General features: G+C 62.9%; 15 protein-coding genes and 1 pseudogene. 7 read left to right on the top strand and 9 right to left on the bottom strand.

Translation table 11 applies throughout. The features are described from left to right. The first annotated feature begins 409 nt into the window (after window positions 1-409). Both JI59_RS22350 and JI59_RS22345 read left to right on the top strand, forming a co-directional pair. The gene (locus tag JI59_RS22350; protein WP_039858469.1) at window positions 410-1,711 is read left to right on the top strand and encodes an NRAMP family divalent metal transporter; all 1,302 of its coding nucleotides are present in this window, start codon (window positions 410-412) and stop codon (window positions 1,709-1,711) included. 1,138 nt (window positions 1,712-2,849) lie between these two features. Continuing rightward, window positions 2,850-4,085: a glycoside hydrolase family 130 protein gene (locus tag JI59_RS22345; RefSeq protein WP_046194156.1), complete on the top strand. Its 1,236-nt coding sequence runs from the start codon at window positions 2,850-2,852 to the stop codon at window positions 4,083-4,085. A gap of 117 nt (window positions 4,086-4,202) precedes the next feature. On the opposite strand, the gene JI59_RS22340 is transcribed toward JI59_RS22345, so the two are convergent. From JI59_RS22340 to JI59_RS22310, 8 genes and pseudogenes are all read right to left on the bottom strand, one after another. After that, on the bottom strand, window positions 4,203-4,949 hold the full coding sequence (locus tag JI59_RS22340) for a VWA domain-containing protein (protein WP_041565047.1): 747 nt from the start codon (window positions 4,947-4,949) through the stop codon (window positions 4,203-4,205). Between the two features lie 13 nt (window positions 4,950-4,962). Next, window positions 4,963-5,946, bottom strand: a complete 984-nt coding sequence (locus JI59_RS22335; RefSeq protein ID WP_052118041.1) for a hypothetical protein — start codon at window positions 5,944-5,946, stop codon at window positions 4,963-4,965. Between the two features lie 4 nt (window positions 5,947-5,950). Next, complete coding sequence (locus JI59_RS22330) at window positions 5,951-6,604, bottom strand: TerD family protein (protein ID WP_007015393.1); 654 nt, start codon at window positions 6,602-6,604, stop codon at window positions 5,951-5,953. 20 nt (window positions 6,605-6,624) lie between these two features. Then, a complete protein-coding gene (locus JI59_RS22325; protein ID WP_039858488.1) occupies window positions 6,625-7,800 on the bottom strand; it encodes a hypothetical protein in 1,176 nt (391 codons plus the stop codon). Window positions 7,801-8,011: 211 nt separating this feature from the next. After that, a pseudogene (locus JI59_RS27820) lies at window positions 8,012-8,110 on the bottom strand (enoyl-ACP reductase FabI); the annotation flags it as partial. Further along, entirely contained in the window at window positions 8,107-9,300 is a 1,194-nt protein-coding gene (locus tag JI59_RS22320; RefSeq protein WP_007015396.1) for an acetate/propionate family kinase, read from the bottom strand. The pseudogene JI59_RS27820 and the gene JI59_RS22320, both read right to left, overlap by 4 nt. Next, window positions 9,297-10,715, bottom strand: a complete 1,419-nt coding sequence (locus tag JI59_RS22315) for a bifunctional enoyl-CoA hydratase/phosphate acetyltransferase (RefSeq protein WP_007015397.1) — start codon at window positions 10,713-10,715, stop codon at window positions 9,297-9,299. Before JI59_RS22315 ends, JI59_RS22320 begins: the two co-directional genes overlap by 4 nt. 3 nt (window positions 10,716-10,718) lie before the next feature. Then, complete coding sequence (locus tag JI59_RS22310) at window positions 10,719-12,494, bottom strand: PHA/PHB synthase family protein (RefSeq protein ID WP_007015398.1); 1,776 nt, start codon at window positions 12,492-12,494, stop codon at window positions 10,719-10,721. 322 nt (window positions 12,495-12,816) lie between these two features. On the opposite strand from JI59_RS22310, the gene JI59_RS22305 reads away from it, so the two are divergent. Next, entirely contained in the window at window positions 12,817-13,128 is a 312-nt protein-coding gene (locus tag JI59_RS22305; protein ID WP_039858493.1) for a hypothetical protein, read from the top strand. A gap of 48 nt (window positions 13,129-13,176) precedes the next feature. On the opposite strand, the gene JI59_RS22300 is transcribed toward JI59_RS22305, so the two are convergent. Beyond that, complete coding sequence (locus tag JI59_RS22300; RefSeq protein WP_007015400.1) at window positions 13,177-14,439, bottom strand: mechanosensitive ion channel family protein; 1,263 nt, start codon at window positions 14,437-14,439, stop codon at window positions 13,177-13,179. 963 nt (window positions 14,440-15,402) lie between these two features. Here JI59_RS22300 and JI59_RS22295 point away from each other — a divergent pair. The 4 genes from JI59_RS22295 (at window position 15,403) to JI59_RS22280 (ending at window position 21,537) form a co-directional block, all read left to right on the top strand. Then, entirely contained in the window at window positions 15,403-16,671 is a 1,269-nt protein-coding gene (locus JI59_RS22295) for a TolC family protein (protein WP_007015403.1), read from the top strand. A 97-nt stretch (window positions 16,672-16,768) separates the two neighbouring features. Further along, on the top strand, window positions 16,769-17,932 hold the full coding sequence (locus JI59_RS22290; RefSeq protein ID WP_039858481.1) for an efflux RND transporter periplasmic adaptor subunit: 1,164 nt from the start codon (window positions 16,769-16,771) through the stop codon (window positions 17,930-17,932). Window positions 17,933-17,935: 3 nt separating this feature from the next. Then, complete coding sequence (locus JI59_RS22285; RefSeq protein ID WP_007015405.1) at window positions 17,936-21,196, top strand: efflux RND transporter permease subunit; 3,261 nt, start codon at window positions 17,936-17,938, stop codon at window positions 21,194-21,196. Continuing rightward, window positions 21,193-21,537, top strand: coding sequence for a DUF190 domain-containing protein (locus JI59_RS22280; protein WP_039858483.1), 345 nt, complete (start codon window positions 21,193-21,195; stop codon window positions 21,535-21,537). The genes JI59_RS22285 and JI59_RS22280 overlap by 4 nt, the downstream gene beginning before the upstream one ends. Window positions 21,538-21,646 lie beyond the last annotated feature (109 nt).

Here is a 21,646-nt window from a genome sequence, read left to right as displayed (position 1 = left end):
CCACATCCTTCCTCTGTCTAGCCGCGCGCTCATCTCCCGTCGACCGGGTTGGTTAGCCGCTTCGCGCGCGCCCAAAGTTGGTGGAATGCACCAGACCGTCCAAGGTGCCACCATTGCGGCGGCCCGTTCGCGGTTTATTCGGGGCTCTCTGCGCTCAGTTAGCAGTTATTCGACGTATGCAATTCCATTCGACATATCGACAAAGCCGTACATGGCGCAGCGGGCGCTGATCCTATGCAGCACTGCAACACCAATGCGGTCGCGCACGGCGGGAAGAATGCCGTGGACGCAATGGGCGAAATGAAGCAACCCACGCAGTAGTTTTAGTGATTCCTTGAGTTTCCACTGGCTTGATCGAGCACGACGGTGGCGATTTTCGACCTAGCTCGGAAAGATTGAGTCGGTCCAGATGCACGCCCTCCAGCGGTCACGCCCAAAACCCCTGCAGAAGTTCCATCGCCGCTTGCGATCGGTAGCGCTGTTTGAACAGCTCGGCCCCGGGCTCGTCACCGGAGCGGCCGACGACGACCCGAGCGGGATCGCCACCTACTCGCAGGTCGGCGCTCGCTTCGGCTTCCAGCTCCTCTGGGTCATGGTGCTCGTCTATCCGCTGATGACCGCGATCCAGCTCATCAGCGCCCATATCGGTCGTGTCACCGGTTGCGGTCTTGCCAAGAATATGAGCAACGCCTTGCCCAAATGGCTTGTCGCGGGCCTCGTGGCACTGCTGTTAATCGCCAACACGATCAATATCGGCGCCGACCTCGCCGCTATGGGTCAGGCGGCGGGGCTCATCGTCGGCTTCGATGGCAAAATTCTGACCGTTGGCCTGGCACTGGTTTCACTGACCTTGCAGCTGTTCGTCCCTTACAAGCGCTATGCTGCCTTGCTAAAATGGGTGACCCTGAGCCTGCTTGCCTATGTTGCCGTCCTCTTCCTGGTAAAGATCGATTGGTCCGCCGTGTTGGTAGGCCTCGTCTGGCCCAAGGTGGCCGGCGTCGGTGCCTGGACGATGATCGTCGCCGTCCTCGGGACCACGATCAGTCCCTATCTGTTCTTCTGGCAGTCCGCGCAAGAGGTCGAGCAAGTCTCCCAGGACCCTGATGCAAAACCTTTGAAAGAGGCGCCCGGCCAGGCGCGGCGCGAGTTTCAGCGCATCCGCATCGACACCTTCGCCGGCATGGCGATTTCGGTTGTGGTGGCCCTCGCGATCATGATCGGCACGGCGGCGACCTTGAATGCCGCCGGTCAGACATCGATCCAGACCGCGACCGATGCCGCAAAGGCACTCGAGCCGGTCGCGGGCAAGTTCGCCCTGGCGCTCTTCGCCCTCGGCATCATCGGCACCGGCATGCTGGCGGTTCCGGTGTTGGCGGGATCGGCCGCCTATGCCGTAGGTGAGAGCCGCGGCTGGAAATGCGGCCTCGAAGAAAAGCCCTGGCATGCGGTGGGCTTCTACACCATCATCGGCCTTGCGACACTGGTAGGGCTCGCGATCAGCTGGTCACCGATCGATCCGATGCATGCGCTTATCTACAGCGCGGTCATCAACGGCTTTGTCGCCGTCCCGATCATGGCGACGATGATGACCATCGCCCATCGCCGATCGGTGCTTGGCAATTTCACAGCCTCGCGTCCACTTCTGGTGCTTGGCTGCCTCGCAACGATTGTCATGGCCGGCGCGGCGCTCGCGTCCGTGCTCCTGCCGTAGCGCCCGCAAACACCTGCCGTGTTATAACTTGAAGATTGAGGATCAAGCCTCATGAAGGAAAAGAGGAGATCGCAGGCCCGCCGCGCCGCATTCCGACGCCGCTCGATCATCGTCACGGTGTTGGGACTGGCAGCCGCTGGCACGATCATGGTCCTGGGTTCTCTGGGCCTGTATCCGCGCGCCTGTTTGATCGCGAGTTCGCTACTGTCGCTGTTCACCCTTTTCTATGCCATTTCACCTTCCGTTCGATCCGGGCAGACAACGCCCGGCTCCAAAGGGAAATCACGATCGCAAAGCTACGCCTGTCGGCCAACCTGCCACCACCGGTCCGGCCGGCGCGGCCTAAAGGTGCCGGTGGCGGGGACAATGAAGAGGTGTGATCGCCGACCGCTCTCTCAAACGCTACACCCAGCGTTGTCGGCGCAGACGCAGACAGATCGCCGCGCAGAGGCTGCCCATGGCGAGAAGAAAAATGCCTTAGCCGAACCTGGCCGTCACACCTACAATGCCGGGAAAATTCACACTGGAAAGCGCTGTAGCCGATGTCAGAAGCGCGAGCATGACAGACCATGCGGACAATGTACGCACCGTCCGTTCGATTTCGGTCGCCGGTACCCAGTGCGCCCGGTGCGAGCTTCCGGGCGACTACGCCATCCCAATATACTCGCGCGGCCACAACGCGCATGGGGTTCTCCCGCTGATTTCGATATCAATGTCACTTCACGCGGCAGTAGCGGGCGGCACGTCGACGGCCAAGCGAGATGACGAACTCGGAAGATGCACTCGAATGAGAAAGCGACCATCGGTTGTTGTTGCGCTGTTGCCGGCTGGCGTTTGGCTGCTTGCCGCACGGGCCATGATGGCTACCTCAAGCCGGACGCGGCGATTTGGTTTGATCCACCCCCGTCTCGCGCTTTACCTCAGCTTCCGAGCAGCCGCGCTCTATCGCGCGGGCTTTGCGGCCTGGAGTTACAACCGGGGAAAATGGCGCTGACTTCTCTTCGCATCACAGTGCCCTATCTAGGCGAAGCCGACATGATGTACGCTCGTGTCCGGCTGCGTCTAAAGCTCGCGGGATGACGCAGTGACCGACACCCTCAAGGCAGCCGATGTCTTTACCAAGCTCGACATTAAGCTGATGCCCGATCCCTCCCGGACGGTCATCCGCCCTTTCGGTTTCGACTATCCTGCGGCGTTTGCAGCGGGCCGGCCGCCGAGGAGCCAAGCTGTTGCGGCCCGGCTGATGGCGCTCGATCCTACCTATCGGCGGCGGATGCTGGCGTTGCTGCGCCGCGCGATGCAAAGGCGTCATCGACGCGTCGACAATGTGTTCCTGCACCGCTTCGAGGAAGTCAAAGGCGGGCTTGGGATCAACGTGGTCGACCAAGACGATCGGCTGCTCGTCGGTGCCTATTTCAGCCAAGAATACGCCTTCGAAAGCGCGGCGCTGTTCAACCCCAGCATCGTCGAGATTCCCCATCGCGACCCAGGCGACGGCAGCATACGCTTCCTTCTTTCGTTGCGCGGGGTTGGCGAGGGTCACGTCTCGTCGGTCACCTTCCGCTCCGGAAGCTGGGACGGTGGCGACGGCCTCGTCATCGATACGGCGAGCGGCCAAGGCGTGCCACCCCGAATAGAGCGCCAGGAGCAGGGATGGGTCCGACTGCGGTCCGATGACAGCGAGGATATTTCGGAAACGGTCATCTTTCCCATCCTGCCCAGCCAGCGGCAGGGCGTGGAAGATTTGCGATTGGTCCGCTTTACAGATCATGATGGTGCGCAAAGCGTAATCGGCACCTACACAGCTTTCGACGGCAGCACGGCGCGCGCCGAGCTCTTGCGCGGTATCGATGTGCGCACGTATGAAATGCGTCCACTCGTCGGCGCCATGGCGGGATACAAAGGCATGGCGCTGTTCCCGCGGCGCATCGACGGGCGATACACAATGCTCGGACGGCAGGATAGTGAGAGCTTGTGGCTTCTACAATCTGACACGCTTGAGCGATGGGAAGAAGGCGTGCCCATCATGGCGCCTCGTTACCCGTGGGAGTTCGTCCAGATCGGCAATTGCGGCTCGCCGATCGAGATCGACGAAGGGTGGCTGGTGTTCACCCACGGCGTGGGACTGGTCCGCGGTTACTGCATCGGCGCCTGCCTGCTCGACCGGGACGATCCTACGAAGGTGCTTGCGCGGACACCCTCTCCGCTTTTGTTCCCGAGCGGCGAGGAGCATGGCGGCTACGTGCCGAACGTCACCTACAGCTGCGGCGCGCTGCTCCACCGGCGGCGTGTGCTGCTGCCCTACGCCGTCGCCGACGAATATTCCGCGTTCGCGGTGGCGAGCGTCGATGATCTGCTCAGCGTGATGCGGTAGGCCGTTCGATCTTCGCGCGCCCGGGAGAATAGCGTGCCGTGACCGATGAGGCTCAGCAATATCCTACGTCATAACGCTACGATCAATTGCCAAGTGATTTGATTGTAAAATGACCGCCTAGGATTTAAGCCAGTCGAGCAGTTCTGAGCCGAGCAGCTGAGTGTTGAGCTGTTCGTCGGACAATTCGACGAAGGCGTCGAGATCGCGGATGATGACAACGCCCGTGTTACGGAAGCGGGCGGCGATGTGGCGCAGGAAGCCGAAATCGACGTCGTGCTCGCATGCGCCGACGAACAGGAAATAAACCTGATCGCCCCGCCGTTCAGATTCCTCCAGGATTTGAATCGTGCGGCCATGGTCGGATGGGTCGTTCTCGCCATCGGTTACGAAGATGACGATCGAACGCTTCTTCGTACGAAATTCTGGCTCCTGGCCGACCCCGAAGAAGCGACTAAGGAACCCACCCCCCGCCTCAGCTGGCAGCCAACCAAAGTGCTGGAGATTCCGTTCGAGCACGTAGCTGTAAGTTGTGCCGCCGTTCCAGCCAGGCACGCGCTTTACTACGTTGCGGACAATATACCCTCGGCAATCGTCAGGCGCGACTGTACCAACGTGTTGCACGCTACGCTTCCCGTCGCTGAAGGTGAAGACGTCCATCCGCCCGTCTGGATCAAGCTCCATGCCGAAGGGCACCAGCCGCTCGATAAGCCGGCTGGTGGTGCCCTCCTCATGCTCGTGCTCGAACGAGCCCGATACGTCCATGTCGAAGATCAGCTCGGCCTTGACGTCGGCGGCAACACCGGCCTTCTCGAGGGACACGCGCAGGGTACGGGCGGATTTCTGGAGGTCGAGCTGGAGCGTCATGGTCTTGGGCCCTTCATGTCTTGAGCTGCTGCAGAATAGTTTGGAGGCGGTGTTGGAGTTCGCCGGCCTCGGTCGGGTTGGGCGAGCGCGCCCCACTCGCAGTGGCGGTCAATGCAGCTATGGTGGAGAGCCAGGCGGGCATTGCCACCAGCACCGCTTCTTGGATCGCGGCGATCAGGTGCAGCGGCTGCTCGGCCTGCGCGGCGCGGAGCGGATCGTCGCCTCGAAGCTGTACGACTGAGCGGGTCAGGCTCATCGCGCGCTCCAGGAACCGCTGCGACAGCGCTGGCTGCGTGATCGAGAGATGGTCAGCCAGGAACCCCGCCGCCAGCGCCGCCGCCTCGATGTCGCCGCCGGTGGCCTCAATCCGGCGCGCCTGTTCGCTCAGCCGGTCGCGCAGCCGCAGAAGGGGATCGAGTGCGGCGGCCGTCAGCCGCACCAGCTGGTCGAGTTCGGCCCGTGCGTCTTCCAGCGCACAGAGTGTATCGATCCGGCCCGTTCCGCCAAACAGCCGGTCGAACACCCCGGCCGGCCGGCCGATGCCGCAGATCACCGGCAGATCAATCGCACCGAGCAAGTCGATCATCCGCGTCACATACGCCCGAACCCGGCCCAGTTCGTCAGCCCGCGCCAGGTCAAGCGTCCGTGCGACAAGATCGGCGTACTCCTGTTGCGCGCCGTGGCCCCACAAGGTGATGGTGCGGTCGCGCGCACCCTCGACCACGAAGCCCTCGACGAGCCGCACCGCGGTGGCGGCGACGGCGGGGGCGACGCCGGGCGACAGCCGGGCGATATCGGCGACGGTGACGGCGATCCGCCTGCGTTCGACGCCGGGAATAGCGGTGGGAGCTACGACGGGGCGGGTCGCATGCTCGGACACGGACGGCGGCGCGCGGTCGGCGGAGCGGCGCAAAGTCTTTTGGGCCGGCGCGATCGGGCCGATGACCGTCGGGCGCAGCCGGGCCGGCCCGCGGTTGGAAGGCGAGTCGTCGGTCACCAGCTCAGGAGAAATGAGCGAGCACGTCGTTAAATGTCCCGTTGAAGCCACGTCCCACCGCGGCATATTCCCAGCCTTCAGGGCCAAGCAGGAGGCTGCCGAGCTGGACCACGTTGAACTCCTTGAACTCGGACGACAGCTGGTACGCGCCGAGCTCGCGTCCGCTGCCATCGGTCAGCGTGATCGTGCACAGGTCGATGTCGCCGAACGCCGGCTCGTCCTCATCGGCATCGCCCTCTTCATGCCCTCCGCCATGATCCGCCTCGTGGACCGTTACCAAAATAGGGATCTCATTGACCCCCGCAGGCAACTTCGATCCGTCGATGACGATTGATTCGCTGCTGTTCTGCACGCGAAGGTCGCCGCTGTGCGACAAGCCACCGCTCGGGGTGGCGAAGGAGCCGTCCGTGTTAGACGCCAGCGCGCCACCCTGTGGGTTCATTCGCGTGGTGTTGTAGGTCGAGAGCACACTCACCAGCTCGGTCACCTTGGCGCCATTGCCGTCGTTGCGCGCCTCCAGCGCGTGGACATCGACGTCGTCCGCATGGTCGGCGTCGCAGCGCCATTCCACCTTGGCGGTAAAGCGCGCGCCCTTATTCAGCGAAAGTTGCAGCTTAGGCACCGCGACGCCGGGCTTCTCGAGCGACAGGGTGAGCATTGTTGATCAGGTCCTTCGTTTCAATTGGGAGCAAGCGTGGCGAGTTCCCGCCGCGCGTCCGCGAACTTGCGGCGGGCTATCTCGAACTTCTCGTCGGTGGTCTTGCGCGCAACTTCGACCAGTCCGTGAATTTCCTTGGTGGTAGCAATGATCGTCTCGATCTGCTGGGCCTGCGCGACCCGGTTATCGCCGGGTGCGATCGCCGCGGTCACCGCCACGTCCTTCAGCGCGCGGCCGCGCAGCTCGGTCAACTGGCGGTCGAGCTTGGCTTGGCGGCCGGCGATTTGCTGCACGCTTCTTACCGCAAACGCGCCGTGGATCGACAGCAGCGTCATCTTGATGGAGGCGAAACGCGACGCGACGGTGGTCGCAGTTTCCTGCAGGGTGGCGACCCCGGCCTGCTCGATCTGCTGGATTACCAGCTGGTCGGCTGGAAGACGGGTGTAGCTCCCCTCCAGCGCCAGCGCGCGGCTTTCGAGCAAGCGCAATTTGTCCTTCAGCTCCGTCAGCCGAGCCTGTGCCACAGGGTCGGCCGGGTCGAGCGCCGCCTCCTCATTTGCGACATAGGCCTGCGCCTTGTTGAGCAATGCGCGCGCCACCCCGGCGGCGACGGCGAACTCGCCGAAGTGGTTGCCGTAGCTTTTCTTCAGCTGGTCGAGGTTCTGGAGCTCGGCGAACAGCTTCTGCATCTCCTTGCTGAGCTCACCCTCCAGTCGGGCCATCTCGTCGGCAAGCGTCTTGGTCCGCCCCGCGATCAGGTCGCCGATCGCGGTCAACATCTCGTCGATCAGCTGGTCTGGCCGCTTACCGCGCAACCGCCCGAGCAGGCGGCCGAGGAAGCCCGGCTTCTCGCCGTTCTGCATTTTATCAAGGATGGCAGGCAGGTCAGCGTCCTCGACCCCTTTCTCCAGCCGCCCGAACAGCGCGAACACCGCCGCAGCACTGTTCTTGTCGAGCCGCTGAAGAAAGCCGTCGAGCGTGCTTTGCAGCGCTTGTTCGGCTTCGAGGCCGATACGGATCACATCGCCGGAACGCATGGTGGCGAAGTCAAGCTGCGCGAGCTGCTTCTCCGCCTCGGGCAGCTGCTCGGGACGAAGGATGATGGCGCCGGTTTCAAGCGGTATGGGAGAAGCCGCCGACTGCTGAAGTTCGACGGAGTTCCTGCCCGGGTTGGATCCAATGATCGTCGGCTTCATCACTTCTCCTTCGCCCACAGGCGACAATATATTAGCAGCGATGATCGCACCAGCAATTTGCGAGGATAAGGCGCCGCAACCCCAGAGCAGTTCGCAACGGCGATACCGCCCGTCCCCCGGCATAATAGTGCGGCCAGCACGTTGAAAACGGTCACAAACTGCGACGCTTGGCAGATCGTGCCTGATCACGATGAAAATTGGCGCTGCGCGACCGCGTGAACGCCTCTGCGCAACCCGCCGCGATGCTGTGCTCGTTGGCGATGCCTACAATCAGGCCGCGTTTGCCGTCAAGATCGACAAGTGACGTCATGATTGCAATGCTACCAAAAGGGCCAGGGTGTGAAGCGCGATCATCCGCTCCTCGTCGGTCGGAATGACGAGAACGTCGATGCGGCTTTCGCCGGCCCGCGAAATGCGAAGCGCGTTGTCCGCATTGGCGTCGTCGTCGATCTCGAGACCCGCCCAAGCCAACCGGGTACAGATGCGCCGCCGCACATCAGCGTGATTTTCACCGATGCCGGCGGTGAACACGAACGCATCCAGTCCGCCGAGTGATGAGATAAGCCCGCCGGCCTCGCGCGCCACCCGCCAGCAGAAGAGATCGATCGCCTCCTCCGCCTCGACGCTCCCATCCTCCGACAGCGCGCGCATGTCGCTCGAGATGTTCGATACGCCAAGAAGACCGGATTTGCGGTAAAGCAGGTCCTCGACCTCGGCCACCGGCATGCTTAGCTGTGACTGGAGATGCAGCACGACGCCGGGATCGATGCTGCCGCAGCGCGTACCCATGACGAGCCCGTCGAGCGCGGTGAAACCCATCGTCGTGTCGATGCTGCGCCCGCTCTGCATTGCGCACAGGCTGGCGCCGTTGCCGAGGTGCGCGGCAATCACACGCCCGCGCGCGAGCGCCGGATCGATCTTGCCCAGACGCCGTGCGATATATTCATAAGAAAGACCGTGAAAGCCGTAGCGGCGGATACCCTGATCGTGGAGGAAGCGGGGGATGGCGAGCCGGGAGGCGACCATCGGCTTGTCATGGTGGAAGGCCGTGTCGAAGCAGGCGACCTGGGGAAGATCGGGGTTGATCCGGGCAATGGCGCGGATAGCGGTGAGATTGTGGGGCTGGTGGAGCGGCGCGAGAGGGCAAAGCGCCTCCAGGGCGTCGAGCAGGACCGCGTCGACCCGTTGCGGCGCGGCAAAGCGGGTGCCGCCATGAACGACCCGGTGGCCGAGCGCGACGACCTGCCGGTCACCAAGATGGTCCGTGGCCCATGCAAACAGATCTTCGAGCAGATCGGCATGGGTCAGCGACGCCCCATCCGGCCAGTCGCGGTCTATCAGGACTTCACCCTCGGCGGAGCGGATGCGGAGAGCGGGTGCAATACCGATCTTTTCGATCTTGCCGCTCGCCGACAAGGTGAGGCTGTCAGGATTGCCGAGCGTATAGAGCGCGAACTTGATGCTCGATGATCCGGAATTGAGACTGACGACGGCCTTCATGCGCGCGTCGCCATCCCCGGCGCGGCCTTTGTCGCCGCATGGGCCATAAGCACAGCGACCGCGCACGAAGCCAGCCGGGTCCGCAGGCTGTCGGCACGGCTGGTCAGGATGATCGGCACGCGCGCGCCGAGAACGACACCGGCGGCATCCGCATCACCCAGAAAGGTCAATTGTTTGGCCAGCATGTTGCCGGATTCGATATCGGGTACGACGAGGATGTCCGCCCGTCCCGCGACCGGCGAGACGATGCCTTTCTCGTGCGCCGCATCAGGGCTGATCGCATTGTCGAACGCGAGCGGCCCGTCGAGCAGTCCGCCGGTGATCTGCCCGCGATCCGCCATCTTGCAGAGCGCCGCCGCGTCGAGCGTGGAGACCATTGCCGGATTTACCGTCTCGACCGCGGAGAGGATCGCGACCTTCGGCTCCTCGATTCCGATCACATGCGCGAGATCGATGGCGTTGCGAACGATATCCGCCTTCTCCTCCAAGCTCGGGGCGATGTTGATCGCCGCATCGGTGATGATGAGAGGTCCCGGGTGGTCCGCCACATCCATCACATAGGCATGGCTGATCCGCCGCTCCGTCCGCAGGCCCGTGCCCGACGTGACGACAGCGCCCATCAGTTCGTCGGTGTGGAGCGAACCCTTCATCAGCAGTCTGGCCTTGCCCTCATGTACGAGTGCGACCGCTCGGGCTGCCGCGTCATGGCTATGGCCAGCAGGCTCGATCGGAAAGGCCGTGATGTCCTTGCCGGCTTCCTCGGCCGCGATGCGTATTTTCGCCACCGGGCCGACCAGGATGGGGGCGATCAGGCCCTGCTCGGCTGCCTCCGCGACCGCCACGATCGCCGCCGCGCTGCACGGATGGGCGACCGCGGTCGGCACCGGCGCGAGCCCGGCCACTTTTTCCATCAATCGACGATAACCATGACGTTCGGCAAGATGGACGTCCGGCAGGGCAATGCGCGGGCGGCGCACTTTCTCGTTCGGCGCCTTGACCTCCGCGCGGCCTGAGATCACCTCCTCGCCGTCCTGGTTGACGCAGCGGCAGTCGAATATCACGATGCTGTGTTCCGTCTGCTTCTCGGCCACCGTGACGCTGGCGGTGATCGTATCGCCAAGGCCGACCGGACGCGAGAAGCGGAGCGACTGACTGAGATAGATGGCGCCGGGACCCGGAAGTTCGGTGCCGAGCACCGCCGATATCAGCCCGCCACCCCACATGCCATGCGCAATCACGCGGCGGAACAGGTCAGTCGCGGCATAGTCGGGATCGACGTGCGCCGGATTGACGTCGCCCGAGACCAGCGCGAAGAGCTGGATGTCCTCCTCGCGCAGTGTTCGCGCCAGGCTCGCCGTATCACCCACCGCGATCTCGTCGAAGGTGCGGTTCTCGATCATTGGTTCGTCATTCATCGCTCAGCGCTCCAGCACAAAATGGCCGGGTGCGTCAGCGAGCGGCGCATAGCCCTTGTCCGTTGCGCCCATCGGCGGCGGGGTGCCCGCGTTGCCCGACAATTTCGCGAGCCAATCGCCCCAGGCGGTCCACCAGCTGCCTTCGTGACGCGGCGCGGCATCCAGCCATGCGTCGGGGTCGAGCGCGGCCCCATCCGCCTCGCGAGTAAGCAGACGATAGGACCGGCCTGGATGCCCCGGCTCCGAGACGATCCCGGCATTATGGCCGCCGCTGGTCAGCACGAAGTCGATCGGCGCCCCGGTCAGCCGGTGGATCTTGAAGACCGAACGCCAAGGCGCGACATGATCGCGCTCCGTGCCGACCACGAACATCGGCCAGCGCAACACCGACAGGGCGATCGGGCGTCCATTGACCTGGAAGCGTCCTTCAGCGAGATCGTCCTCGAGGAACAGCCGGCGCAGATACTGGCTGTGCATGGCATAGGGCATCCGCGTGCCGTCCGCGTTCCAGGCCATGAGGTCGTTCATCGGCTCGCGCTCGCCCATGAGATAAGTGGTGAGCACGCGCGACCAGACCAGATCGTTCGAGCGCAGCATCTGAAACGCGCCGCCCATCTGGGCGCTGTCGAGATAGCCTCGACCCCACATCATGTTCTCGAGCAGGCTAAGCTGCCCTTCGTCGATGAACAGGCCCAATTCGCCAGGCTCGCAGAACTCGGTCTGGGCCGCGAGCAGCGTGAGGCTGGCCAGCCGGTCGTCGCCATCGCGCGCCATGGCCGCCGCCGCGATCGCGAGCAGCGTCCCGCCGAGGCAATAACCCGCCGCATGGACCGAAGCGCCGCCGGTGATCGCGGCGACGGCGTCGAGTGCGGCCATCGGTCCAAGCTGCAGATAATCGGCCATCTCGAGGTCGCGATCGGTGCTGCCGGGATTATGCCAGGAGATCATGAACACGGTGAAGCCCTGCGCGGTGAGCCACTGGACCAGCGAGTTCTCCGGCGAAAGGTCGAGGATGTAATATTTCATGATCCAGGCGGGCACGATCAGGATCGGCTCGGGCCGGGCCTGCTCCGTCGTCGGCGCATATTGGATCAGTTCCATTAGCCGGTTCCGGTACACGACTTTGCCTTCGGCGGTCGCGAGGGTTTCGCCGACTTGGAACGCTTCCGTACCGGCCGGCGGCAGGCCGCGCATCAGCGCCTCGACGTCGGTCATCCAATTTCGCAGGCCATCGGCCAGGCACTGTCCGCCGGTCTCCAGGATACGCTGCTGCAGGACGGGGTTCGTGGCGAGGAAATTGGTGGGCGCCACCGTATCGAGCCACTGGCGGACAGCGAAGGCCACCATCTCCTCATGATGCGCGGTAACGCCCGTGATCCCGGTCGTTGCCGCGTGCCACCATTGCTGGTTGAGCAGAAAGGCCTGCGAGACGAGGTTGAACGGCGCCGACGCCCAAGCTGGGTCGGCAAAGCGCCGATCCTGCGGCAGCGGCTCGATCGCGCGCGCCGCCTGCGCGTCCGTCGCGCTACGCATGGCATAGTCTCCCAGTCGCGTCATTTTGCGCAGCGCCTTGGCAGCGAGCTGCGTCTGCTTGCCCGGCGAGGCTGCAAGGTGCAGCATCCAGTCGGAGACGGCCTGGGCCAGCGTGGCTGGCGACAAGCCGAAGGTTGCCTGAGCAATCATGGCACCCGCGGCGCGGTCCATGGTCTCCGCCAGGCCATCGAGCGGATCACCCACGCCGGGGATCTGGGCTTCGACCATGATCTTCAAACCTTTCATCAACGGGCGAATTCCTAAGCCTTCCGCACATGACCCCGAGACTCGGGAGCGGAGCAGCACAATCGAGGCACGCCTTTCCTATGTTCGGTAACAGACGCGCTATAGGGACATTCCCTATGGTGTCTTTGTTGCGTACGGGTGAAGATGGCCGCTGGGTCGTTTGGCCAGACCCCGCATCTGGCTAATATGAAGGGAATTCGCTTTGTCACATGGCTCGCGACGCTGGAAAAACCAATCGATCGAAGGCTTTCCGCAGGAGGGAGCCACGCGGATCCGAAGCGGGAAATTGCGGCCTTTCGCCTGGATTCTGATCGGCCTCGCGATGCTAATCTGGTCGCTGCTCTCCTGGCTTCTCTACAGCTTCACCGACCCCGTGCTCGCCTGGCTCGCCACCTCGCTCGATCTCGTCGTGGATCGCGGACAGGATACCGCGAAAACCCTGGGCAACAAATCTGCCGGCGACATACTGGCCGCGCTCGATACCAGCAGCCTGCCCGGACAATTGCTGGGGATGCTAAAGAGCACCGGCAAGGGTGCCGTCGTGGTCATCTGGGTAATCGGCATGGCCGCATTAGCCATTTTGCCTATCGGCTTGTCCCTGATTGGCCGTTTCTATGTCCGGGGGCGCCATTGAAGTATGGCGACGCAACGGAACTCGAGCGCCTGGACGGCTTGAGAACGCTCAGCCATCTCCCACCCCGATCGATTTCTTCGCATTCTCGCCCAATGACATCCGTTGAACGTCATGGCCGCTCGGTGCCTGATAGAGGCGCAGGCCGAATTCAGGCAGGATCGCGAGCAAGTGATCGAAAATATCGGCCTGGATGGTTTCATATTCCGACCAGATCGTCGTCGCGGTGAAGCAGTAGATCTCCAGCGGCAATCCCTGCGCGGTAGGTTGGAGCTGACGCACAAGCAGGGCCATATCGCCCGACACACGCGTTTGTGCGCGAAGATACGCGATAACGTAGGCGCGAAACGTGCCGATGTTAGTTAGACGCCGTCCATTCACGACATCCCCGCCATGCTCGACGAGCTGATCGTTCGATTGCGCCAGTTCGCCCTGTTTGCGGATTAGATAATCGTCGATCAGCGCGAAACGGCGCAGGCTCAGTTCGTCCTCTTCGCCCAGAAAGCGGATACTGCTCTGGTCGATGAAGAGAGATCGCTTGATCCGTCGCACACCGACGTCTTGCATGCCGCGCCAGTTCTTGAAACTGTCGGAGATGAGCCGATAGGTGGGTATGCTCGTGATCGTCTTGTCGAAGTTCTGCACTTTGATCGTGTGCAAGGCAATATCGATCACGTCTCCATCAGCATTGAGCGCTGGCATCTCGATCCAGTCCCCGACCCGGAGCATGTCGTTGGAGGTGAGCTGCACCGATGCGACCAGCGACAGGATTGTATCCTTGAACACCAGCATGAGCACTGCCGCCAGCGCGCCCAGTCCCGAGAGCAGTAGCAACGGCGACTGTTCCATTACCACCGCAATCACCAGCACCGTGCCGGCAAGAAACAGCAGGATTTTGAGGACCTGGATATATCCCTTGATGGGACGGTGGTCGGCATCGGGCCGGCGCTGATAGAGCCGGTTTGCAAGATTGAGCGCGGCGTTCATCGCCAGGATGATCGTCAGGATGATGAAGGCATTCGCCACATTATGGATCGCCGTCGCCAAACCAGCTGGCAGATGCACGACCAGTCCGACGCCGCGGGCGAGGATGAGCGCAGGCACGATATTGGCGAGCCGCGCGACGATAGGTGCGGGAGTCGGACCGTCCTTGGGCAACAGCTGCAAGGCGAACTTAAGGATCACCTGCTTGACGATCCAGTTGACGAAGACCGCAACCGCAAACAGCAGGGCGACCCCAAGCATCGCCTCCAGCCATGAAGGCATGGCCGCCGCGAAGGGGAAAGTGACGGAGAAGGTTTGCGAATCGATCATGGCGCTCGCCGGCAACCTATCTTGCATCGCAGCCGAGGATTTCAATAAACGGCAGCCAATATGGGGCCGCCACTTCGACAAATAGAAGCGACGAAAGCTGGATTCGCAACGGACCCTCCTTCAAGATTGCATTGGAACAACACCAGATTGACACCATGGCGACGTAACGACGGCGCAGTAAACGACTGGCGGGTCACACGAACAGGTTTTTTGGTAGATCGTCGCCTTGGCCTGTATCGCCTCCGAACTTCAAGAGGTCAGGGTCGATCCAGAGCAGTGCTTGCGAAGGCTTCTCGGTCGAAACCTGCACGTCACACTTACATGAAACGCCAGTCCCGAAGTTCACCAGATAATTCTGTGAGGTTGAGAACCACCGCCTCATCCAGACGCACCGACGATGAACACCCTCCAGGCAAATTGGCTCGATTGGCTGCGAGACGTTCGTAATCGACCTTGATAGCCGGCCGCCGCCCGGCCCAGAGGATTGCTTCTACCCCCAGGCGACGCCATCCCCATAACACTGAAGGAATTCCTTTCCGAAGTGGTCTCATCGTGCTATCCGCGTCTATCATGCGGCGTGTCCTGCTCATTTTTGCAGCGCTTTATGTCAGCCTGTCTCTGACTGGCGGATCGATTGCACACGCCATGGAGCCGATTTCCTGCGTGGACAGTGCAACAGCCGCCAGCATGGGACACAGCAACGGTGACGGGGACCAGGTTCCTTCCGATGCAAATAAGGGATTCACGCATCACCATGGGGGCTGTCACAGCCACCAAGTTTGCGATGCTGTGAAAAGCGAAGTGCTGCCAATCGCTTTTGGCATGGACAACCCGTCATCGCTTTTCGGTTTCCAGTACCTCCCGCTCGCTACAGCTGACCCCGCGCTGCGACCTCCAATAGCCTGATATTCCGACTTCGCCGCAACGTTCGCGGCCTCCCGGAATTATCAGGAGCTCTCATTCATGCATCGTGTCATTGCGGCCCTGCTGGCCGTGGCGTCTTGCGCGGCTATCGCGCACGCGCAGACGTCGCCATCGCCGCCAAGTTCCTCACCTCCCTTCACGTTGGAACGCGCCCTCATTGCGGCGGGCGCGTCGTCCCCAAGCCTTGAAGTCGCTGATGCGGGCGTACGGGCGGCAGGTGCCGCGCGCACCGTGGCCGGCTTGCGGCCTAACCCACAGGTCCAGGTCCAGGTTGAAAATGTCGGTGGATCAGGCCTCTACCGGGGCACGCAAAGCGCCGAAACGACGACCGGGCTCGCCCTGCCGATCGAGCTTGGAGGCAAGCGGTCGGCCCGCATCGCCGTTGCAGACTCGCGTCGCGATCGCGCGCGGATCGAAGCCGCCATTGTGGAGGCGGACCTGCGCGAGCGGGTCACGATGGCCTATGTCGCCGCCGTTTCTGCAGAACGCCGCGTTGCCGTAGCACGGCAATTGGCGGAGTTTGCCAATCGCGGCTTCAGCGCTGCCAGCACGAGAGTAACGGCGGGGGCGGCTTCGCCGATCGAGCAACAACGCGCCGATGTCGAGCGGGTAAATGCCAATGTCGCGTTCGACAGAGCTGTTCGGGAGGCCGTCGTCGCGAAAGAGAACCTGGCGCGCTTGATCGGCGAACCAATCGCCGGTGAGCTTGACGTTGCCTGGTTCGATCGGGTCGGAACCTATGGTCCGGCAGTCCCCGTCTCCGCGCAGGGGACGCTCATCATCGCGGCGGCCGAGGCAGATGTTACGACGGCCGACGCCCTGGTCAGGCTTGCCCGCTCGCAGCGCGTGCCGGACGTGACGCTCAACGCGGGTGCGCGCCGTCTCTCAGCCTCCGGTGACACAGCAGCGATTTTCGGTCTTAGCATCCCTTTCCCCCTCTTCAATAATGGCCGTGCCGCCGTGAGCCAGGCCGAGTCGGAACGGCTCCAGGTCGATGCGCGACGGCGCGTTACCCTATTGGAAACGGAACAAACCATCGCCAGCGTGCAGGCAGAGCTCGCCAATGCGGCGGCAAGCGCGCGAGCGGCCGGCGGGCCGGCACTCTCCGCAGCCACGGAAGCCGCCAGAATCGCGAGGATTGGCTATGCGCAAGGAAGGTTCAGCCAACTCGACCTGCTCGTTGCCGAGCGGACGCTAGCGGACACCAATGGTGCGTTCGTCGATGCGCTCGTTGCCTATCATGACGCGGAAGCGCGGCTCGCACGTCTGACGGTCCCGGCGCCAGTTATTGCGGAGACACCGCAATGATCGCCTTCACCACAACGCTCAACATTGTCTCCACTGCATTCGCAGTGCCGAGCGAGGTAGTTCTCGCCCGCTGCTCATCCAATTTCGGAGAAACTCGATGATAACACAAGACAAGCGCCTCCTTGGGGGCGTGGCAGGGGCGGTTTTACTCGCTGCAGTCGGTGGCTTCAGCGTCGCGCGCTGCACCGCGGATCCGGTCAGCAGCCAATCAACCGAGAAGGTCGGCGGGAAAAAGAGCGAAACGCCACCAGACAGCCTTGCAATGAGTGCGCAGGCGATTCGCGAAGCCGAAATTGCGGTTGAGGCGGTGCGTGCTGGCGGCCTTGGCTCCGAGATCGTTGCGCAGGCGCTCGTATCGCCCTCCCCCACCGGCGAGGCGCTGGTAACGGCCCGCGCTGGCGGCGCTGTCACGCGCGTGTTCAAACGGCTCGGTGATCCTGTTCGAGCGGGTGAAGCGCTCGCCGTGGTCGAGAGCCGAGACGCGGCTCAGATCGCCGCTGATCGCACGGCGGCGGCGGCTCGCGCCGACCTGGCTCAGAAGTCACTCGCGCGCGAGCGCTACCTTTTCGATCAGAAGGTATCAGCGCGCGTCGATCTCGAACGGGCACAAGCCGAAGCAGCAGCGGCAGCGGCTGAAGCAAGGCGAGCCCAAGTCTCGGCCGGCGCCGCAAATGTCACCAGCGACGGTCGGGGCGTAATCGTCGCCAGTCCGATCGCAGGCCGCGTCACCTCGGCATCGGTAAGCCTAGGTGCCTTTGTCCAGCCTGAAGCCGAGCTGTTCCGCGTCGCCGATCCCAGCCAGATTCAGGTCGAGGCTGCGATCACTCCTGGCGATATTGCGCGCCTTGCTCCTGGCGACCGCGCCGTTGTCGAACTCGCCGATGGCCGCACGGTGGAAGGCAAGGTGCGCGCCGTCACGCCCACGCTCAACAACGAAACCCGATCGGCAACGGCGGTGCTCGATGTTCCGGGCGGGATACTCCAGCCCGGCCTCGGTGTGCGCGTGAGGCTGATGCCGAGTCGGGGTTCCCCGACGGATTCCATTGTCGTGTCCGAAGACGCAGTGCAAAGCTTTGAAGGTCGCGATGCAGTCTTCGTCCGGACCCCCCAAGGGTTCCGCGCTCGCTTCGTGACTCTGGGGCAACGCAGCGCTGGCCGCATCGAGATCGTCTCCGGCCTCAAGTCCGGCGAGACCATCGCTACCCGTAACGCTTTCCTGCTCAAAGCCGAACTCGGCAAGGGCGCGGGCGAGGAGGAATAGGCCATGATCGCAAGTCTCATGGCGCTGTCCGTCCGCGCGCGCTGGGCGGTGCTGTTCATCTTTCTCGCTATAGCTGGCATCGGCGTGTGGCAACTCGCCAAACTGCCGATCGACGCTGTTCCCGACATCACTAACAAGCAGGTCCAGATAAACACCGTCGACCGCGCGCTTTCGCCGGTCGAGATGGAAAAGCTCGTCACCTATCCGATCGAAACGGCGCTTGCCGGCATCCCCGGCCTGGAATCGACACGCTCCTTGTCGCGTAATGGGTTCAGTCAGGTCACTGCCATCTTCTCCGATTCGACCGACCTCTATTTTGCCCGCCAGCAGGTCGGCGAACGCCTTGTCCAAGCCCAGGAAACACTGCCCGAGGGCGTCCAGCCGCAAATCGGCCCGGTGACGACGGGCCTCGGCGAAGTCGTCATGTATACGGTCGGCTTCGGCAAACCCGATGGCCGGGGCGCACGCAAGGTCGCAGGTCAACCGGGTTGGCAGCCCGACGGCAGTTATCTGACGCCCGAGGGTAGCCGGCTCACGGACGAAGTTGCAAAGGCTGGCTATCTTCGCACCATCCAGGACTGGATCATCCGGCCCCAGCTCCGGACGGTGCCGGGCGTCGCGGGCGTCGATTCGATCGGTGGTTACGCAAAAACCTTCGTCGTCGAACCCGACCCGGTGAAGCTCACCAGCTACGGCATTTCCTACACCGAACTTGGCCAGGCACTCGAAGCGGCGAACCTCGCGGTCGGCGCCAATTTCTTCAACCGGGGCGGCGAAGCCTATCTGGTGCGCGCTGATGCACGCATCCGCTCGGTCGATGAAATCCGCAATGCGGTGGCCGCGACACGCGGCGGTGTGCCGATCACGATCGGACAAATCGCCGATGTGCGGATCGGCGGCGATCTCCGCACGGGCGCCGCCAGCATGAACGGCCAGGAAGCGGTCGTTGGCACGGCGCTCATGCTGATCGGCGAGAACAGCCGCGTGGTGGCCCGCGCGGTTGGCGAAAAGCTCGATCAGGTCAAAGCGACCTTGCCGCCCGGTGTTGAGGTCAAGGTGGTCCTCGATCGGGCCAAGCTCGTCAACGCCACCGTCGCCACCGTCCAGCGCAATTTGACCGAGGGCGCTTTGCTGGTCGCGGCATCTTTGTTTCTGCTGTTGGGCAACTGGCGCGCAGCGATCATTGCCGTCCTCGTCATCCCATTCTCGTTCCTGATGATGGCGATGGGCATGAATGCGTTTCGCGTGCCGGGCAATCTAATGAGCCTTGGCGCGCTCGATTTCGGGCTGATCGTCGACGGCGCCGTCATCATCATCGAGAACTGCCTGGCCCGGCTCGCGCACCGGCAGGAGCATGAAGGACGATTGCTGAACCTGCGCGAACGGCTCGAAGAAACAATGCGGGCCAGCCAGGAGATGATCAAGCCGACGGTGTTCGGCCAGGCCATCATCCTGCTCGCCTTCGCGCCACTACTGACATTCACCGGTGTCGAGGGCAAAACCTTCTCGCCGATGGCAATCACCATCATGTTGGCGCTGGTCGCGGCCTTTGTGCTCGCCATCACCTTCGTTCCGGCGCTCGTTGCCCTGCTCATCCGAGGCAAGGTGGCCGAGAAGGAAGTGTGGCTGATCCGCAAGTCCAAGGAACGCTATCTGCCACTTCTCGACAAAGCACTCGCGCGGCCGTGGCTGTTCATTGGCGGCGGTTTCGCCTTCTTCGTCGCCGCAATCCCGGCCTTCGGCCTGTTGGGCTCGGAGTTCATCCCCCAGCTCGACGAAAAGAATCTGGCGCTCGCATCGACGCGGGTTCCTTCCGTTAGCCTCGAACAGTCGCTTACCATGCAGCGCAACGTAGAACGTGCCGTGACAAAATTGCCCGAAGTCGAGCTGATGTTCTCGAAGACGGGCACCGCCGAAGTGGCAACCGATCCCATGCCACCTAACGTGTCCGACGGCTTCGTCATCCTCAAGCCGCAGGATCAATGGCCGAGCGGTGTGACGTCCAAAGCCGATGTAATCGAACGTGTCGAGAAGGCGGCCAACGGGAAGATGGGCCAGCTCTACGAGCTTAGCCAGCCTATTCAGCTCCGTTTCAACGAGTTGATCGCCGGGGTGCGTGGCGACGTCGCCATCAAGCTCTACGGCGACGACCTTGACAAGATGGCACAGTCAGCGAACGAGATTGTGCGGGTGCTGCAGTCGGTCCCCGGGGCGGCAAGCGTCAAGGCCGATCAAACCGGCGGTGCGCCAACGCTCGATGTTCGGTTCGATCGTGCCGCCATCGCACGCTACGGGCTTACCGTCCAGGAGGTCGCGGACACCGTGGCCGCCGCGATGGGTGGGCGCGACTCTGGCCTGCTGTTCGAGGGCGACCGTCGCTTCAACATTGCTGTTCGTGTGCCTGAGAAGACACGCGTCGATCTTGATACGATACTCGCTCTCCCCGTCCTGCTTCCGCAAATAGAGGGGCAGGTAAGGCGATCGGTGCCATTGTCGCAAGTCGCGCAAATCCGCTTCACCGAAGGCTTGAACCAGATCAGCCGTGAGAATGGCAAACGGCGCGTTGTCATCCAAGCCAATCTCCAGGGACGGGATGCAGGTTCGTTCGTAGCCGAGGCGCAGGCAAAGATTGCGCAGGTCAAGCTGCCCGCCGGATACTATCTGGAATGGGGCGGGCAGTTCCAAAGCCTGCAAGCGGCTTCACAACGCCTGTCTATCGTCGTGCCGCTGTGCTTCGCAGCAATCTTCGGGCTGCTCTACATGGCGTTGGGCGGCTTCGGGCGGGCGGCAGCGGTGTTTCTAGCGGTGCCGCTGGGGCTGGCGGGCGGAGTCTTCACACTGGCCCTGACCGGGATCGCCTTCTCAGTTTCGGCCGCCGTGGGATTCATCTGTCTAGCGGGCGTTGCCGTACTGAACGGCCTCGTGGTCATGACGGCTATCCGCGAGCGCCTCGACGGGGGCGTGTCGCTCGTGGAAGCGATCCGGGAAGGCATGACGGAAAAGATGCGGGCCGTCGTAATGACTGGGTTCGTGCCCGCGATCGGCTTCGTTCCAATGGCCCTCGCCCGCGGAACTGGCGCGGAAGTGCAAAAGCCCCTCGCAACCACGGTCATCGGCGGCCTGATCGCGGCGACCATTCTCACCCTGCTCGTACTGCCCGCGATCGCCAAGGTGGTGCTGGGCGTAAAACTCAACTGGCGACGCCGAGGCAAAGAGGTTGAACCCCTCGCCTCGGCAATAACAAGTGAAGGAGAGAAAGAATGAATCAAAATATGAAACTGCTTCGCCTTTATACTGATGACGTAGCTTACATTGGCGACCGCAAGGTTTTCGAATATGTAGCCTCACTTGCGCAAGAGTGGAAGCTCGCTGGCGTAACCGTGCTTGAAGCGCGGCTCGGCTTTGGCCGCTCGGCCCATCTCCATCAGCGCCACGTCTTCGAAAACGACCGGGCAGTTGTCATCGAGATCGTTGACGACGAGGACAAATTGCGTCCCTTCGCCGCAACGGTCGCGGCGACGGCAGACATCGGGCTTATCACGCTGGAGGCCGTCGAGGTCGTCGGCGGCAAAGCCAACCTTGCCGTCAAAGAGTCAGCCGCATGACCTGCCTTGAGTTCCATTTCCAAGGGACGGCGGCGCGATCGTGCATGCCGACTGCCCTGCTTCATCGCAGGAATCCGATGCTGAGCGAGGAAGAAGGCCGCGTTCACGC

Origin of the sequence: Novosphingobium pentaromativorans US6-1 (assembly GCF_000767465.1) — a bacterium.
In the GTDB taxonomy this organism is placed as follows: Bacteria; Pseudomonadota; Alphaproteobacteria; order Sphingomonadales; family Sphingomonadaceae; genus Novosphingobium; species Novosphingobium pentaromativorans.
The sequence above is the reverse complement of the archived record's forward strand: the minus strand, read 5'-3'. Positions and strand labels throughout refer to the sequence as shown.

Bases quoted from the DNA above. Each gene is read 5' to 3' on its own strand.
- JI59_RS22350 (WP_039858469.1), top strand. From the start codon at position 410: ATGCACGCCCTCCAGCGGTCACGCCCAAAACCCCTGCAGAAGTTCCAT.
- JI59_RS22285 (WP_007015405.1), top strand. From the start codon at position 17,936: ATGATCGCAAGTCTCATGGCGCTGTCCGTCCGCGCGCGCTGGGCGGTG.
- JI59_RS22345 (WP_046194156.1), top strand. From the start codon at position 2,850: ATGCCCGATCCCTCCCGGACGGTCATCCGCCCTTTCGGTTTCGACTAT.
- JI59_RS22310 (WP_007015398.1), bottom strand. From the start codon at position 12,494: ATGAAAGGTTTGAAGATCATGGTCGAAGCCCAGATCCCCGGCGTGGGT.
- JI59_RS22315 (WP_007015397.1), bottom strand. From the start codon at position 10,715: ATGAATGACGAACCAATGATCGAGAACCGCACCTTCGACGAGATCGCG.
- JI59_RS22280 (WP_039858483.1), top strand. From the start codon at position 21,193: ATGAATCAAAATATGAAACTGCTTCGCCTTTATACTGATGACGTAGCT.
- JI59_RS22325 (WP_039858488.1), bottom strand. From the start codon at position 7,800: ATGAAGCCGACGATCATTGGATCCAACCCGGGCAGGAACTCCGTCGAA.
- JI59_RS22305 (WP_039858493.1), top strand. From the start codon at position 12,817: ATGCTAATCTGGTCGCTGCTCTCCTGGCTTCTCTACAGCTTCACCGAC.
- JI59_RS22300 (WP_007015400.1), bottom strand. From the start codon at position 14,439: ATGATCGATTCGCAAACCTTCTCCGTCACTTTCCCCTTCGCGGCGGCC.
- JI59_RS22330 (WP_007015393.1), bottom strand. From the start codon at position 6,604: ATGCTCACCCTGTCGCTCGAGAAGCCCGGCGTCGCGGTGCCTAAGCTG.
- JI59_RS22340 (WP_041565047.1), bottom strand. From the start codon at position 4,949: ATGACGCTCCAGCTCGACCTCCAGAAATCCGCCCGTACCCTGCGCGTG.
- JI59_RS22295 (WP_007015403.1), top strand. From the start codon at position 15,403: ATGCATCGTGTCATTGCGGCCCTGCTGGCCGTGGCGTCTTGCGCGGCT.
- JI59_RS22290 (WP_039858481.1), top strand. From the start codon at position 16,769: ATGATAACACAAGACAAGCGCCTCCTTGGGGGCGTGGCAGGGGCGGTT.
- JI59_RS22320 (WP_007015396.1), bottom strand. From the start codon at position 9,300: ATGAAGGCCGTCGTCAGTCTCAATTCCGGATCATCGAGCATCAAGTTC.